This is a genomic window from Streptomyces sp. NPDC107517 (assembly GCF_055582645.1).
Window position 1 is genome coordinate 181,539 of record NZ_JBVJPM010000013.1, and the last position, 15,446, is coordinate 196,984.

Below are 15,446 nucleotides of genomic sequence, written 5' to 3' on the forward strand. Positions count from 1 at the left end.
GGCGCCGCCCCAGAAGATCGGAACTGATCACGATCGTCCTCCTGTTTGACGCTCGCGCTCAAGTCCGGCCTGTCGCGCCCGCCAATGATCGTTGGACGCGTGGGGCGGAGGCCGGGCGGGAGGCGAGCCATGATGCTGCGCACCGGCATACCCAAGGACCACACCTCCCTGCTCCACAGGGAGGGAAGCCGCGACACTCCACGTCGCGATCGCCAGACTCGCTTCACCACCTGACTGAACCCCGATGCACTGCGAATGAAACCCGGTAGCCGATGCGAGAGGCTGCGTCCGGCGAGTGGACCGCTCCGGGACTGCCGGTCGCCGGCGCGGGACAATCGAGGCATGAGTGACGTGAGCAAGGGCCGGGACCGTGACGAGGAGGGGCGGGCCCGGAACGCGCGCCCCCGCGACGGCCTCGGCCGTCCGCTGCCGTACGGCGCGGAGGGGGTGGAGCGGCAGCCGGAGGGGGTGGTGCGCACCCCCGAGGAAACGGTCGCGGAGGCGCAGGCGCTGCTCGACGCGGGCCGGCCGTTCCACGCGCACGAGGTGTTCGAGGACGCGTGGAAGTCCGGCCCCGAGGAGGAGCGCGGCCTGTGGCGCGCCCTGGCGCAGCTGGCGGTGGGCCTGACGCACGCGGCCCGAGGCAACACGACGGGCGGCGCCCGCCTGCTGCGCCGCGGTGCAGAGGGCCTCACCATGTGGCGCGGGGCGACGGCCCGACCCACCCCGCACGGAATGGACCTGACGTCCCTGGAAACCTGGGCGACAACGCTGGCCGAGCAGGTGGACAACCAGCCTCCCACCCTGGACGCAGCAACAAACGCCCCCCGCCTGCACCGATAACCACTCGCCCAGGCCCCCCACTAAGGGGCGCGGGGAACTGCGCGCGCAGCCCCCACCACCCGCAGAGGCCCACACCCGAACCCCCTCGCCCCGCCCCCACACAAAGGGGCGCGGGGAACTGCGCGCCCAGCCCCCAGTACCCGCGGCGAAGACCCCACCTCCGCACCCCGGGACAGCGGGGCGCGGGGCGGCAGCCCCGCAGAACCCTGCCCAGCACAGACGCCGCGCCCGTCACCCATAAAGCTCCGCAGGACCCGCGCGGAGGCCTGCGCGATGTGACGCTGGCCGGGTGACCACCACCGCAACGGAGACCGTGCAGCCCTCGGCGCAGCCGCCCGTGCTGGACCGGCGGCGCCGCAACGTCGTCTTCGTGACGATCATGCTGGGCATGCTGCTCGCCGCGCTCGACCAGACGATCGTCGGCACGGCGCTGCCCACGATCGTGTCGGATCTGGGCGGCGCCGCGCACATGTCGTGGGTCGTGACGGCGTACCTCCTCGCGGAGACTGTCGCCACGGTGCTGGTCGGCAAGTTCGGTGACCTGTTCGGGCGCAAGGTGGTCTTCCAGGTCTCGGCGATCGTCTTCATCACCGGTTCGTTCCTGTGCGGGCTCGCCACGAACATGCCGCTGCTCATCGCGTGGCGCGCGGTGCAGGGCATCGGCGCGGGTGGCCTGATGGTGACGGCGATGGCGCTGATCGCGGATGTCATCCCGCTGCGGGAGCGGGGCAAGTACCAGGGTGCCATCGGGGCCGTCTTCGGGGTCGCGACCGTGATCGGTCCGCTGCTCGGTGGCCTGTTCACGGACCACCTGACCTGGCGCTGGGCGTTCTACGTCAACGTACCGATCGCGATCCTCGTCGTCATCGCCGCGGCCCGCACGATCCCCGTCGTGAAGTCGGCGGTCCGTCCCGTCATCGACTACCTGGGCATCGCGCTGGTCGCGGTCGGCGCGAGCGCGGTCATCCTGGCGACGAGCTGGGGCGGGAACGAGTACGCGTGGGGTTCGCCCACCATCATCGGCCTGTTCGCGGGCGGCGTCGTCGCGCTCGCCGGGTTCTGCTGGGTGGAGACCCGTGCCGCCGAACCCATGCTGCCGATGCGGCTGTTCGGCAACCCGGTGTTCACGGTGTGCTCCGTGCTGAGCTTCATCGTGGGTTTCGCGATGCTCGGCGCGCTGACGTTCCTGCCGACCTATCTCCAGTACGTGGACGGCGACTCGGCCACGGTCTCCGGCGTGCGCACCCTGCCGATGGTGATCGGTCTGCTGCTCGCGTCGGTGTTCAGCGGCAACGTCGTCAGCAAGACCGGCCAGTACCGGCTGTTCCCCATCGTGGGCTCGCTGATCATGGCGGTGGGGCTGTACCTGCTGTCCATGATGGACAGTTCGACCAGCGCCTGGCTCGCGTCGCTGTACATGTTCGTGCTCGGTACCGGCATCGGCCTGAGCATGCAGGTCCTGACGATCGCCGTGCAGAACACCGTGGAGTACGCGGATCTGGGGACGGCCACGTCGGGCGTCACTTTCTTCCGTACGCTCGGCAGTTCCTTCGGCACGGCCGTGTTCGGCACCATCTACGCCAACGCGCTCAAGACGAACCTGGCCGACGGGATCGCCGCCGCGGCGCGGACGGGGGCCGCGCGGCCCGCGGTGATCGCCAAGGCGGCGCAGAGCCCGGAGGGGCTGCACCGCCTACCCGCCCCGGCGCGGCAGCCGGTCGTGGAGGCGTACGCGGACACGCTGCACACGGTGTTCCTCTGGACGGTCCCGGTCGCGCTGGTCGGCTTCGTCGTGGCGCTCTTCCTGAAGCAGGTGCAGCTGCGGGACAGCGCGCGGCTGGGGTCGTCCGACATGGGCGAGGGCTTCGCGTCGCCGCAGGGCGGGGACTCGGCGATCCTGCTCGAACGGTCCGTCGGCAACATCGTCAAGTCGACGGACCTGGACACTGCCCGGCGCATCCTGGCGGAGTCGGACACACGGCTCGACATCGCGGGCGCGTGGGCCGTGATGCAGGTCGAGTTCTTCACGCGGATGGTGGGGCACGCGAGCCTCGGCATGATCGCGGCCCGCCGCCGCCTGCCGCCCGAGGTCCTGGTGCCGGTCTTCGACCGCATGGTCGAGGAGGGCTATCTGACGCGTGCCGGCCACTACTTCTCGAACACGGCTGCCGGGCAGCGCGAGGCGGACGAGATCAGTCATGCCTGGGGCTCGTGGCTGAGCCGCGAGGTGGAGGCGGACCTCGGCACGCCGCCGGGCAAGGACCTGCGGGCCGCCGTGGACACGATCGCGAAGCGGCTGCTGGCCGAGGACCTGGAGCACGGGCTGCCGTCCCGCAGCCGGGACAAGGTGCTTTCCGCTTCGTGACGGTGGCTCAGCGCAGCAGGAGCTGTACCCCGCCGACGACCGTCGCCGCGATCACCAGGCGCTCGAACAGCCGCTGGTTGATGCGGTGCACGCAGGCCTTGCCGATGAACGCGCCCGGTACGACGAACAGGACGAGTGCCGCGTCGAGGAGCAGGGAGCGCCCGTTGATCAGGCCGAGGCCCACGCTGAAGGGCACCTTGGCCGAGTTGACGATGAGGAAGAACCACGCGGAGGTGCCCAGGAAGCCGAGCTTCCGGAAGCCCGCCGAGAGCAGGTACATCGACATGACGGGCCCGCCGGCGTTGGCGACCATGGTGGTGAAGCCGCCGAGCACGCCGTAGGAGCGGGCCTTCGCGCGGCCCGCGCGGCTCGCGGTCTCCTCGACGGCCGGAGCGTCCTCACGGCGTCTGCGCCACACGGTGACGGCGGCCATCAGGAGGAGGATCGCCCCGATCGACGTGCGCACCATGGCGTCGTCGGCCCACACCATGAACAGCGTGCCGAGGACCACTCCTCCCGCCACGGCCGGGAAGAGCCGCCACAGGGTGGGCCAGTGGGCGTGTCTTCGGTAGGTCAGCACGGCGAGGATGTCGCCGGCGATGAGGACGGGCAGCAGGATGCCGGTGGACTCGCGGGCGGGCAGGACCGCCGCGAAGATGGCGAGGCTGACCGTGTTGGCGCCACTGACGGCCGTTTTCGAGAATCCGACGAGCACGGCCGCGGCGGCCAGCGCGGCGAATTCCCAGAGGGTTATGGAGTACATACCGGGGACAGATGCTAGACCCATCTATCCGGCCGGCGGCAGGGGGCGCCGCATGCTGGGACGCCGGCCCCTGCGCGTGCTCCGGGCGTCAGTCGGTGTACTGGGCGCGCAGTTCCCGCTTGAGGACCTTCATGCTCGGGCCGAGCGGCAGCTCGTCGGCGAACTCGATGCGGCGGGGGTACTTGTGGCGGCCCAGGTGCTCCTTGGACCACTCGGTGATCTCGTCGGCGCCGGCCGCGCTCCCGTCGGTCTCCTTGCGGATGATCACGGCGCAGACCTCCTCGCCGTGCACGGGGTCGGGCAGGCCGATGACGGCGACCTGGGCGATGTCGGGGTGGCGCATCAGGACCTCTTCGACCTCGCGCGGGTACACGTTGTAGCCGCCGCGGATGATGACGTCCTTCTTGCGGTCGACGATGCGCAGATAGCCGTCCTCGTCCTTGGTGCCGAGGTCACCTGTGCGGAACCAGCCGTCGACGAGTGCCTCCGCGGTGGCCTCGGGGCGCCCCAGGTATCCGGTGAAGACGCAGTGTCCGCGCACGACGACCTCGCCGAGCTCGCCCTCGGGGAGCAGTTCCACGCGGTCCTCGACCTCGGCGCGGGCGATCTCCACGTCTACGCCCCACATGGGGTGCCCGATCGTGCCCGGGCGCGCGCCGAAGACCGGCTGGTTGGTGGCGGCGGCCGGGGAGGTCTCGGAGAGCCCGTACCCCTCGTAGACCGTGGCGCCGAAGGCGTCCTGGAAGTGCTCCAGGACTGCCACGGGGAGCGAGGCTCCGCCCGAGACACAGACCTTGAGGGTCGGCAGCTTCTCGGCCGCCGCGGCGGCGGCCACCAGGTTCACGTACATGGTGGGCACGCCGTGGAAGGTGTTCACGCCCTCGGCGACCATCAGGTCGATGGCCTTGGCCGCGTCGAAGCGCGGGAGGAGGACGAGGGTGGCTCCGGCGCGCCACGTCGCGTTCATGGCGACGGTCTGCCCGAAGGCGTGGAAGAGCGGCAGCGCGCCGAGCGCGATGTCGTCGCAGGACACGTCGTGGCCGTCGAAGGCGCTGACCGTCGCGTTCATCACCAGGTTGAAGTGGCTGAGGACGGCGCCCTTGGGGACGCCGGTGGTGCCGCTGGTGTAGAAGACGACGGCCGGATCGTCGGCGTCGCGGGTGAGGTACGTGGGCAGCGGCTCGGCCTCGTGCGTGAGCCGCTCCAGGTCGCCGGCCTCGCCGAGGGTCAGCATGCGCACACCGGTCGCCTCGGCCGCCGCCCCGCCGGTCTTCGCCTGACCCGGGTGGCACAGGAGCAGCGTGGCGCCGCTGTCCCGCAGGACGTGCTCGACCTCGCCGGCGGACAGGAGCAGGTGTACGGGGACGACGACGGCACCCGCGGCGAGCGCCGCGTAGTACGCGCGCGGGAACTCGGCCACGTTGGGCGCCATCAGCGCCACCTTGTCCCCCGGTCGGACCCCGAGGTCGACGAGCGCGGCGGCCTGCTTGCGGGCCTGGAGCCACAACTCCTTGAAGGTGATGCGGAGTTCGCCCTGCACGAGTGCGGCCTTGTCGGGGCGGCGGCGGGCGGACTCGGCGAGGATCGCGGCGAGGGACAGGGTTGCCATGAGGGTGGTGCTCCGTTCCGTACTGACTTCTGGTGCGGCTCTGGACCAGGTACAGCTCAGCGATGCGTCAGCGCGCGACGGCCGCCTCGACGGTGCCCTGGCCGGTGACGTCGCCGTCGTACACGGACGCCTGTCTGCCGTTGGCGGGGCTCGCCTCGACGGTGGCGTCGGCGCGCTCGGCCGTGCGGCCGACGACGGCCGCACGGCCGGTGCACCTACTGGTCATCATCTTCGAGTTCCTTGCGTTGTACGGGAGTTCAGGCGCGCTCGACGAGGACGGCCGAGCCCTGTCCGACACCGACGCACATGGTGGCGAGGCCGCGCGAGCCGCCGGTGCGGCGCATGCGGTGGAGCAGGGTGGTGAGGATGCGGGCGCCGGAGCAGCCGAGCGGGTGGCCGAGCGCGATGGCACCGCCGGTCGGGTTCACCAGCTCCGGGTCGATGCCGAGCGCGTCGACGCAGGCGAGGGCCTGGGCGGCGAAGGCCTCGTTGAACTCCGCCTCCTGGACGTCGCCGACGGACCAGCCGACCCGGGCGAGCGCCTTCCGTGTGGCGGGGACGGGGCCGATGCCCATGACGTCCGGGTGCACACCGGCCGAGGCTCCGGCGACGTACCGGCCGAGGGATTCGAGGCCGAGGTCGTGCAGGGCTTCCTCGCTGACCAGGAGCAGGCCCGCGGCGCCGTCGTTCATGGGCGAGGCGTTGCCCGCGGTGACCGTGCCGCCCTTGCGGAAGACCGGCTTGAGCGTGCCGAGCTTCTCCAGGGACGTGTCGGGGCGGATGCACTCGTCCTGTTCGACGACGACGCCGTCCGGGCGCGTGACGGGGAGGATCTCGGCGTCGAAGAGGCCGTTCTTGCGGGCCTCGGCGGCGTTGTGGTGGCTGCGCAGCGCGAAGGCGTCCTGGCGCTCACGTGGGACGTCGTAGCGCTCGGCGACCTCCTCGGCGGTCTCCCCCATGGCGAGGACGCCGTGCAGCTCCTTCATCTTCGGGTTGACCAGTCGCCAGCCCAGGCGTGTGTCGTACGTCTCCATCTTGTGCGGGAGCGCCTCGTCGGGGCGCTGGAGCACGAAGGGGGCGCGGCTCATGGACTCGGAGCCGCCCGCGAGGACGACGTCGGCCTCGCCGGAGGCGATGGTGCGGGCGGCGGTGGTGACGGCTTCGAGCCCTGAGGCGCACAGCCGGTTCACGGTCGCGCCGGGTACGGACTCGGGCAGGCCCGCGAGGAGGGCGGCCATGCGCGCGATGTTGCGGTTGTCCTCGCCGGCCTGGTTCGCGGCGCCCCAGTAGACGTCGTCGATCCGGGCCGGGTCGAGCTCCGGCACACCGGCGAGCAGTCCGCGGATGACACCGGCCGCGAGGTCGTCCGGGCGCACGGTGGACAGGGACCCGCGCAGCTTTCCGATCGGGGTGCGGCGGGCGGCGGCGAAGTGGACGGGACGCACGTGCGGCTCCTGGGGGAAAGTTAATTAGCACTGCTAGTTTTTGACTATAGACCCGGGCCCCGCACCCTGTGAAGTGGGCACCGCTGGATAGGCTCCCCGCCGTGAGCACTGCGTTCGAGTACGAGAAGTCCGGGGCGGAGATCTACCGCCGGTCCTTCGCCACGATCCGCGCCGAGGCCGATCTGGGCGGGCTGCCCGCGGAGGTGGCCCAGGTTGCGGTCCGGATGATCCACGCGTGCGGGATGGTCGACCTGGCGGGCGACCTCGCGTACTCGCCGGACGTCGCGGTCCGCGCCCGTGAGGCGCTGCGCGGGGGCGCACCCGTCCTGTGCGACGTGTCCATGGTGGCCAGCGGCATCACGCGCAAACGGCTGCCCGCGGACAACGACGTGGTGTGCACGCTGTCCGACCCGTCGGTTCCGGCGCTGGCCGAGCGGCTCGGCACGACGCGCTCCGCCGCGGCGCTGGAGCTGTGGAGAGAGCGGATGGGCGGGGCTGTGGTTGCTGTGGGCAATGCGCCCACGGCCCTCTTCCGGCTCCTGGAACTGGTGTGGGAGGGGGCGGCGCCGCCCGCCGCGGTGATCGGGGTTCCGGTCGGGTTCGTGGGCGCGGTCGAGTCGAAGGACGCGCTGGCGGAACACGCGGGGGAACTGGGCCTGGAGTACTTGGTGGTGCGGGGGCGACGGGGCGGCAGCGCGATGGCCGCCGCGGCGGTCAACGCGGTCGCTTGTGAGGTGGAATAGGTCCGGCCGCACATCCCGGAGGCGCCGCCCCCGGACCGCAGCGGTCGTCCTCCGGGCCCGGCCTCAAACGCCCGACGGGCTGGAAGTGCCCTGATTCCCCGCCCACTCCACCGCCTCCGCCACCGATCCCACCGCTGCCACTCCCGTCGGCACCTCCGGACGCCGGACCACCAGCACCGGGATGCCCGCCTCTCGCGCCGCGACGAGCTTCGGGGCCGTCGCCTCTCCCCCGCTGTCCTTCGTCACCAGTACGTCGATGCGGTGAGTACGGAGCAGCTCCCGTTCGCCTTCCGGCGTGAAGGGGCCCCGGTCCAGCAGGACCTCCGAGTGCGGGGGCAGTGGCGGCTCGGGGGCGTCCACCGAGCGCATCAGGAAGTGGACGTCGTCGATGGACGCGAAGGGCGGCAGACCCAGGCGGCCCACCGTCAGGAACGCCCGCGCCCCCAGGGACGGCAGTGCCGTCGCCGCCTCCTCCAGGGAGTTCACATGGTGCCAGTCGTCGCCCGGTGCGGGGACCCAGCCGGGGCGGCGCAGTGCCAGCAGGGGAACATGGGCCGTGGCGGCCGCCTGTGCCGCGTGGAAACTGATCGTCCCGGCGAAAGGATGGGTGGCGTCGATGAGCGCGTCCACCTGGAGCTCGCGCAGCGCGCGGGCCAGGCCATCGGCTCCCCCGAAACCGCCCGTCCGCACCTCGCCCGCGGGCAGCAGAGGCCGGGCGACCCGGCCGGCCAGCGAGCTCGTCACACGCCACCCGGGCCGGCCGTCGGTCAGGGCCTGCGCGAGGCGGCGGGCCTCGGTCGTGCCGCCGAGGATCAGTACGTGCACGGGCGGGGGGCCCTTTCATGAGTGAGGCGGGCGGGGCCAAGGGCGGACGCGGCGCCCAACTCAAGCACACCGGGCTGCGGCCCGGCTGGACGACCGGCGCCTGCGCGACCGGCGCGGCCACGGCCGCCTACACCGCGCTTCTGACCGGCGACTTCCCGGATCCGGTGACGATCACGCTGCCGAAGGGGCAGACGCCCGCGTTCGCGCTCGCGGCCGAGGAGCTGACCGGCGAGCATGCCGTGGCGGGCATCGTGAAGGACGCGGGTGACGACCCGGACGTCACGCACGGCGCGCTCGTGCGGGCGTCGGTGCGGCTGCTGCCCGCCGGGTCCGGGGTCACGTTCCGGGCGGGCCCCGGCGTCGGCACCGTGACCCGTCCCGGGCTGCCCCTCGCCGTCGGGGAACCGGCGATCAACCCCGTGCCGCGCCAGATGATGCGGGACCACGTCGCGGCCGTCGCCGAGCGCCACGGCGGGAGCGGTGACGTCGAGATCACCGTGTCCGTCGATCACGGCGAGGAGATCGCCCGGTCGACCTGGAACCCGCGGCTCGGGATCCTCGGCGGGCTTTCCATATTGGGCACGACGGGCATCGTGGTGCCGTACTCCTGCTCGGCGTGGATCGACTCGATCCGGCGCGGTGTGGACGTGGCGCGGGCCGCCGGGCGCACGCATGTGGCGGGCTGCACCGGTTCGACGTCCGAGAAGACCGTGGTCGCCGAGTACGGACTGCCCGAGGACGCGCTCCTCGACATGGGTGACTTCGCGGGCGCCGTCCTCAAGTACGTGCGCCGGCATCCCGTCGACCGGCTCACGATCTGCGGCGGATTCGCCAAACTGTCGAAGCTCGCGGCCGGGCATCTGGATCTGCATTCGGCGCGCTCGCAGGTCGACAAGTCCTTCCTGGCCGGGCTCGCGGCCGAGGCGGGCGCGGGCGCGGAGGTCGCGTCGGCGGTGGCGGACGCCAACACGGGCCTCGCCGCACTCCGGTTGTGGCCGCCGCTCGGCGACCTGGTGGCCGCGACCGCCCGCGACGAGGCTCTGCGCGTGTTGCGGGGCGCGCCCGTCCAAGTCGATGTAATCTGCATCGACCGTGCGGGTGCGGTGGTCGGGCGCTGCGCACCCCGCTGAGCATGCACTTCGGCCCCCGCAGGCCCGTTCCGGTAGCAACTACTCCGGATCTCAGGGCTGGCCCTGATGTCCCGGGCCCGCGGGCTGCCTAGAGTTGAGTTCACCGGCACCGCTCCGCAGTCGACGTACGGGGGAGCCACGGGGGCAAATCGGGGGACGACGTCGCCTTCGGAGCGGTCAGCCGGGACCTCTTCACTCCGCGCGCACGCGCGCGGTCAGGCGCGCAGGTACGTCAGCACCGCCCGCACACGCCGGTGTTCGAGCAGATCCTGTTCCAGGCGCAGTTTGCCGAAGATGTTCCGTACGTGCGTCTCCACCGTTTTTCCGCCGATGACGAGACGCTGGGCTATCGCCTCGTTCGAGTGGCCCTCGGCCATCAGGGCCAGCACATCCCGCTCTCTGCCGGTGAGGTCGTCGAGAGGGCTCGTGGGGCGGGGGGTGTTCATGAGTTTGGCCACGACGAGCGGGTCGAGGACCGTCTCGCCGGACGCCACGCGCTTGAGCGCGCCGCCGAGTTCGTCGATGTCGGCGACGCGCTCCTTGAGGAGATAGCCGAATCCCTCGGGCTGCTCCGCCAGGGCCCTGACGGTGTCGGTCGTCTCGACGTACTGGGACAGCAGCAGTACGCCCGTGCCGGGGTGCGCCGCGCGGATCGCGGCCGCCGCGATCAGACCCTCGTCGGTGTGCGTCGGCGGCATGCGGATGTCGAGGAGCACGGCGTCCGGACGGTACTCGGCGACGAGCGCGAGGAGCGGCCCCGTGTCGGAGCACTCCGCGGACACCTCGAACCCTTCGTCCGACAGCAGTCGTACGATCCCCTGCCGCAGCAGCGCCGAATCCTCGGCAACGATCACCCGCACGGAAGCTCCGCCCTGATTCTGGTCCCGCCACCGGCGGGACTGTGTACATGCAACACTCCGTCGACGGCGGCGAGCCGGTCCGCGAGGCCGCGCAGGCCACTGCCGCGCGCGCTGTCCGCTCCCCCGACTCCGTCGTCGACGGTCTCGATGACGAGCCGCCCGTCCTGGTGCGTCGCGGAGACGCTGACGGCGCGGGCACCGGCGTGCTTGGCCGCGTTCGACAGGGCCTCGCACACCGTGAAGTAGGCGGTCGACTCCACGACCGCGGCGTAGCGCCGGGGTTCGGCCGCGACGACGACCGGCAGGGTCGCCTCCCTGGCCAGCGCGGTCAGCGCGGGGCCGAGGCCCTCGCGGGTGAGGACCGCCGGGTGCAGGCCGTGGGCGAGGCCGCGCAGCTCCTCGATGGCGAGCCTGAGGCTGGACTCCGCCTCGGTCACGGATGCGCGCAGGGCGGGGTCGGGATGGTCGGCGAGGCCACGTTCGACACGTCGCAGCGCCATCAGCGCAAAGACCAGCCTGGCCTGCGCCCCGTCGTGCAGGTCCCGCTCCAGGCGCTTGCGTTCGGAGTCGGCCGCCTCCACTATCCGCGTGCTCACGTCCCTGGCGCGGGAGCGCAGCCACACGTTCTCCAGGGCGAGGCGCAGCGCGGCGGCCACCGACGCGAGGAGTTCCGGGTCGTCCAGGAGCGCGGGGTCGTGGTGCAGGAGCGCGAGTGGCCGGCCGTCCGCCGCGCCGACGGGGGTACGGCCGGGGCCGTCCACCGTCACCTCACGCCCGGAGCCGTCGACGTAGGCGCCCCGTTCCTCCCGCCACAGGCCGAGCCTCAGCGTCGGGTCGCCCAGGACACGGGCCAGCGCCTCGCGCAGCCGGGCCGGGTCGGGGTCGGTACCGACCTCGATGACGAGCCCGCTGACCTCGGCGCGCTGGAGGTGCATGCGCAGCAGTCCGCCGAGGAACGCGAACGGCACGGCGACCTGCGCGAGGTCGGACAGCAGATAGACGGCCTGCTCACCCGTGTCGCCGACGTGGCCGAACCACGGCACGACGTAGAAGAGCATGTCCCACATCAGGAAGACAACGGCGACGGCGATGCCGATCCAGGCCGGGAGCAGCGCCTGCCTGCGGGCGGCCGAGGCGTGCCGCCAGCGCTGCACCACGGCCACGGCGGCGCCGGCGGAGATGACCCAGCCGAGCGCGTGGTACACGGTGTCGACGGGGCCGAAGAGGTCGTGGGTGCCGGGAATGAACAGGGCGTTCGGACCGCAGCCCACGCAGTCGAGATACGTCGCGCCGGTGGCCTGCGCCGGGTCGAACAGGAGCGTGCGCAGCAGGCCGCCGACCGAGACGAGCCCGTACGCGAACTGGACCAGACGCCGGGTCAGGACCGTCGTGAGGCGCCCCTCGGGGAAGCACAGGATGAGGTGCAGGAGGATCGCCATGTTCAGCGCCTCCCACCAGGCGCCGAACGCGAACAGGGCGGGTACGGAGGTGCCTTGGAGGTTCCCGAGGAACCAGGTGACGCCCTCGGCGATCATCAGGGGGCCGGTCCGGTTGGCGGGCCTGCGCCGCCAGGCCACGATCCCCGCGGCCGCGTACGCCCAGCCCACGGAGAGGTCCCGCACCACGTCGCCCGCGGACCCACCGGCCCGCAGATATGCCCACGAGCCCGCCGCTCCCGATACGGCGGCGAGTGCCGCGGCCCCGGTCAGGCGCAGCCGAACCGCCCGCTTCCCCTGACTGTCCACGGCCCACACGGTAAGCCATTTGGGGGAACGGTGCGCACTCGGTGTCGCACAGCTTACGCACCGTGCTCAATGGACCCCGACCTCCTGTCCTGGCAGAGTGGCCGCCGTCCGCACATGATCCATGGGGGGGGTTCGGGTGGGTTCGCGCAGGCTGCTGTCGTTGTCGGACGCGTTGGTGCTGCTCGGCGCCGATCCGCCGCGCCTCGCGGCGCTCGACCGGTCGCTCGGCGGGGTGCTGGCCCTGGCGACGGGCGGCGTGAGCGACGGGATCCTCCGTATCGCGGACGCGGGGGGCCGGATCCTGAGGCTCGGCCGTGACGCGGTGCGCGGGGTCGGGGCGCGGCTCGGGGCGGCGGACGGGCGGGTCGAGCGGGGCGAGGTGCTGCGGGCCGCGCACACCGTCGTCGTGGTCCTCGGCTGGTTCGAAGCGCTCGCGGAGCAGGACCTTCCGTTCTCCCTCGACGCGGTGCGCATGACCCGTGGCGAGCAGTTGTCGCTGGTCGGGGCCGGGGAGACGGACGCCGGTTTCGCGCGGGCCCTCGCCGCGGTGGACGCGCCGTTCCCGGCACCGCACCTCGCGCCACAGGACGTGGCGCGCGAACTCCTCGGCTGGTACACGGCCCTGTCCGGGCGCTTCCTGCGGTTCGTGTCGGGCCTCGCGGTGTGGGACACGCTGACGCCGGCGGGCCGGGAGGCGGCGGAGCGGACCCTGACGGGTGCGCTGCCGGGTGCGGCGTGCGTCCACTACGACAACCTGTACGCCCAACTCGCTCAGCAGGCACCGGAGTTCGGGTTCTGGGCGACGCTGACCGAGCACCGGGCGACGCGGGCCGGTGTCCAGCGGGCCCTCGCGGGGATCGAGGCGCTGCTGACCGGTACGGCGTCACACGCGCGGCCGCCGGTGGATGTCGCGGCCGCTCTGGCCCGCTCCCACGAGGCGGCGCTCTCCCGTCCGGTCCTGGACGCGGCGTCGGCGCCCGACGGCATCCGCGTACCGGCCCTGGAGGAGATGTATCTGGACCCGGACTTCCGGGTGCGGCCGGTGGCCGGACAGCACGGGCCGGCGGACGAGGCGTGGTGGGAACGGGCCCCGGTGCGCGAGGACTTGACCCGCTATCTCGCCGGCGCGCTGACCTCGGCGGGGCAGGAGCGCACACCGCTGCTGGTGCTCGGGCAGCCCGGCGCGGGCAAGTCCGTCCTGACGCGGGTGCTCGCGGCGCGGCTCCCCGCGGCCGGATTCCTGCCGGTGCGGGTGCCGCTGCGCGACGTACGCGCCGAGGACGATCTCCAGGAGCAGATCGAGCAGGCGGTGCGGGCCGCGACCGGCGAGCGTGTCACCTGGCCCGATCTGGTCCGCTCGGCCGGCGGCGCGGTCCCGGTGCTCCTGCTCGACGGGTTCGACGAGCTGTTGCAGACGACCGGGGTCCATCACAACGACTTCCTGGTCCGGGTGGCCCGCTTCCAGGAGCGCGAGGCGGAACAGGGCCGTCCGCTGCTGGCCCTGGTGACCAGCCGCACGTCCGTCGCCGACCGCGCGCGCTACCCCGACGGCATGGTGGCGCTGCGCCTCGAACCGTTCCGGGCCGCGCAGATCCAGCAGTGGCTCGCGGTGTGGAACGACGCCAACGCGGCCGGATTCGCGGCGAGGGGCTTGCGCCCGCTGTCGTGGGAGGTGGTGTCGCGGCACGCGGCGCTCGCGGCGCAGCCGCTGCTCCTGACGATGCTGGCGCTGTACGACGTGGCGGGCAACGGCCTGCAGAGCGACGGCGGGGAGCCGCTGGACGAGGCCGATCTGTACGAGGAGCTCCTGTTCTCCTTCGCGCGCCGTGAGGTCGGCAAGACGAGCGGGGACATGGCGTCGGACGATCTCCTGCGCGAGCGCGCCGAGCTGGAGATGCAGCGCCTGTCCCTGGTCGCGTTCGCCCTGCTCAACCGGCGCCGCCAGTGGGTCTCGGCGGCCGAGCTCGACGAGGATCTGGCCGCGCTCCTGGGCCGTTCGTCCCCGGGGGCCTCCGGGTTCCGCACGCCGCTCGGCGCGGCCGAGGTCGCTCTCGGCCGGTTCTACTTCGTACAGCGCGCCCAGTCGGTGCGCGACGGCCACGTCCTCGCGACGTACGAGTTCCTGCACGCCACGTTCGGCGAGTATCTGGCGGTGCGGCTCGCGCTGCACGTGCTGAGCGCGCTCGTGCAGAACCGGCCCGCCCTCGCCCTCGGTGACCATCGCGTGGACGACGACCTGGCGTACGCGCTGCTCTCGTACGCGCCCCTGTCCGGGCGCCAGATGCTGCGGTTCGCCCGCGCGATGACGGCGCGGATGGAGCCGGCCGAGCGGGACAGGCTCAGCCGCGTTCTGATCCGCGTACTCGACCAGCACGAGACCCGTACCGGTGACCAGCACCCCGCCTACCGGCCGACGACGCTGAGGGTCGCGTCGCGGCACGGCCTCTACGGCGCCAATCTCGTCCTGGTCATCCTGCTGCTGACGGGCGGCACCACGGCCGCCGACCTGTTCCCCGGCTCGGCGGACCCGGTCACCGCCTGGCACCGGCACGCCCTGCTGTGGCGTTCGGCGTTCAACGAGGAGCAGTGGACGGACTTCGCCCTGTCGATGACCCTGGACCGGTCCTGGGACGCCGACGGCCGCCGCACGCTCGTCGTCGAGCCGCGGTACGGCGCGCCCGCACCGCCGGACCAGGTCGACGCGAACTGGCTCTACCGCTACCCGCGCGGGCACGGCGGGCCCGGCTGGTCCCGGCCCTACTGGGACGAGATCTGGCACAAGATGGAGGTGTCCGGCGGGACGAACGACTCCCTCGTGCGGCACGTCATGGACCCGGTGTTCGCGTGGCTGGGCCCTTCCGTGACCACGTTCGTGGCCACGGAAGGGGAGCCGGCCACCTCGCTCGCGCACGACCTGCTGCACCTCCTGCTCAGCGGCGGCGTGGAACTGACCGACGCCGAGCTGGAGTTGACGTACCGCCGGGTACTGCGCGGCATGGAGGCCCTGCCGGGCAGCCATGTCCCTCGCGTCACGGCGCTGCTGGCCACCGCCGCGGGGCGGGACGACGCGCGGCTGCCGGCGGACCTGCGGAGCGCGATCTACTCGTTGACGCGGTAG

At 72.5% G+C, this 15,446-nt stretch carries 12 protein-coding genes; 5 read left to right on the top strand and 7 right to left on the bottom strand.

The window, feature by feature from the left end; genetic code table 11:
* Window positions 1-342: 342 nt before the first annotated feature.
* Window positions 343-843, top strand: a complete 501-nt coding sequence (locus tag ACZ67T_RS28080) for a DUF309 domain-containing protein (RefSeq protein ID WP_469987761.1) — start codon at window positions 343-345, stop codon at window positions 841-843.
* Window positions 844-1,132: 289 nt separating this feature from the next.
* Entirely contained in the window at window positions 1,133-3,208 is a 2,076-nt protein-coding gene (locus tag ACZ67T_RS28085) for an MDR family MFS transporter (RefSeq protein ID WP_469987762.1), read from the top strand.
* Window positions 3,209-3,215: 7 nt separating this feature from the next.
* Here ACZ67T_RS28085 and ACZ67T_RS28090 read toward each other — a convergent pair whose 3' ends face one another.
* The 4 genes from ACZ67T_RS28090 to ACZ67T_RS28105 form a co-directional block, all read right to left on the bottom strand.
* Window positions 3,216-3,971 (bottom strand): sulfite exporter TauE/SafE family protein, encoded by a 756-nt coding sequence (locus ACZ67T_RS28090; protein ID WP_469987763.1) that lies wholly within the window; start codon window positions 3,969-3,971, stop codon window positions 3,216-3,218.
* Window positions 3,972-4,059: 88 nt separating this feature from the next.
* Window positions 4,060-5,580 carry a long-chain-fatty-acid--CoA ligase gene (locus ACZ67T_RS28095; RefSeq protein ID WP_469987764.1) on the bottom strand — a complete coding sequence of 507 codons (1,521 nt, stop codon included), beginning with the start codon at window positions 5,578-5,580 and terminating at the stop codon, window positions 4,060-4,062.
* Between the two features lie 67 nt (window positions 5,581-5,647).
* A complete protein-coding gene (locus ACZ67T_RS28100; RefSeq protein ID WP_469987765.1) occupies window positions 5,648-5,809 on the bottom strand; it encodes a hypothetical protein in 162 nt (53 codons plus the stop codon).
* Between the two features lie 28 nt (window positions 5,810-5,837).
* Window positions 5,838-7,025, bottom strand: coding sequence for a thiolase family protein (locus ACZ67T_RS28105; RefSeq protein ID WP_469987766.1), 1,188 nt, complete (start codon window positions 7,023-7,025; stop codon window positions 5,838-5,840).
* Between the two features lie 101 nt (window positions 7,026-7,126).
* Between ACZ67T_RS28105 and ACZ67T_RS28110 the strand changes: the two genes are divergently transcribed.
* A complete protein-coding gene (locus ACZ67T_RS28110) occupies window positions 7,127-7,768 on the top strand; it encodes a precorrin-8X methylmutase (protein ID WP_469987767.1) in 642 nt (213 codons plus the stop codon).
* 63 nt (window positions 7,769-7,831) lie between these two features.
* Here the strand turns inward: ACZ67T_RS28110 and ACZ67T_RS28115 are convergent, their stop codons facing one another.
* Window positions 7,832-8,593 carry a cobalt-precorrin-6A reductase gene (locus tag ACZ67T_RS28115; protein WP_469987768.1) on the bottom strand — a complete coding sequence of 254 codons (762 nt, stop codon included), beginning with the start codon at window positions 8,591-8,593 and terminating at the stop codon, window positions 7,832-7,834.
* A gap of 17 nt (window positions 8,594-8,610) precedes the next feature.
* Between ACZ67T_RS28115 and ACZ67T_RS28120 the strand changes: the two genes are divergently transcribed.
* Window positions 8,611-9,723 carry a cobalt-precorrin-5B (C(1))-methyltransferase gene (locus tag ACZ67T_RS28120; protein ID WP_469987769.1) on the top strand — a complete coding sequence of 371 codons (1,113 nt, stop codon included), beginning with the start codon at window positions 8,611-8,613 and terminating at the stop codon, window positions 9,721-9,723.
* A 215-nt stretch (window positions 9,724-9,938) separates the two neighbouring features.
* Here ACZ67T_RS28120 and ACZ67T_RS28125 read toward each other — a convergent pair whose 3' ends face one another.
* Both ACZ67T_RS28125 and ACZ67T_RS28130 read right to left on the bottom strand, forming a co-directional pair.
* Window positions 9,939-10,577, bottom strand: a complete 639-nt coding sequence (locus ACZ67T_RS28125; RefSeq protein WP_469987858.1) for a LuxR C-terminal-related transcriptional regulator — start codon at window positions 10,575-10,577, stop codon at window positions 9,939-9,941.
* Window positions 10,574-12,328, bottom strand: a complete 1,755-nt coding sequence (locus tag ACZ67T_RS28130; protein WP_469987770.1) for a sensor histidine kinase — start codon at window positions 12,326-12,328, stop codon at window positions 10,574-10,576. Before ACZ67T_RS28130 ends, ACZ67T_RS28125 begins: the two co-directional genes overlap by 4 nt.
* A gap of 160 nt (window positions 12,329-12,488) precedes the next feature.
* Here ACZ67T_RS28130 and ACZ67T_RS28135 point away from each other — a divergent pair, with 160 nt between their 5' ends.
* Complete coding sequence (locus ACZ67T_RS28135; protein WP_469987771.1) at window positions 12,489-15,446, top strand: NACHT domain-containing protein; 2,958 nt, start codon at window positions 12,489-12,491, stop codon at window positions 15,444-15,446.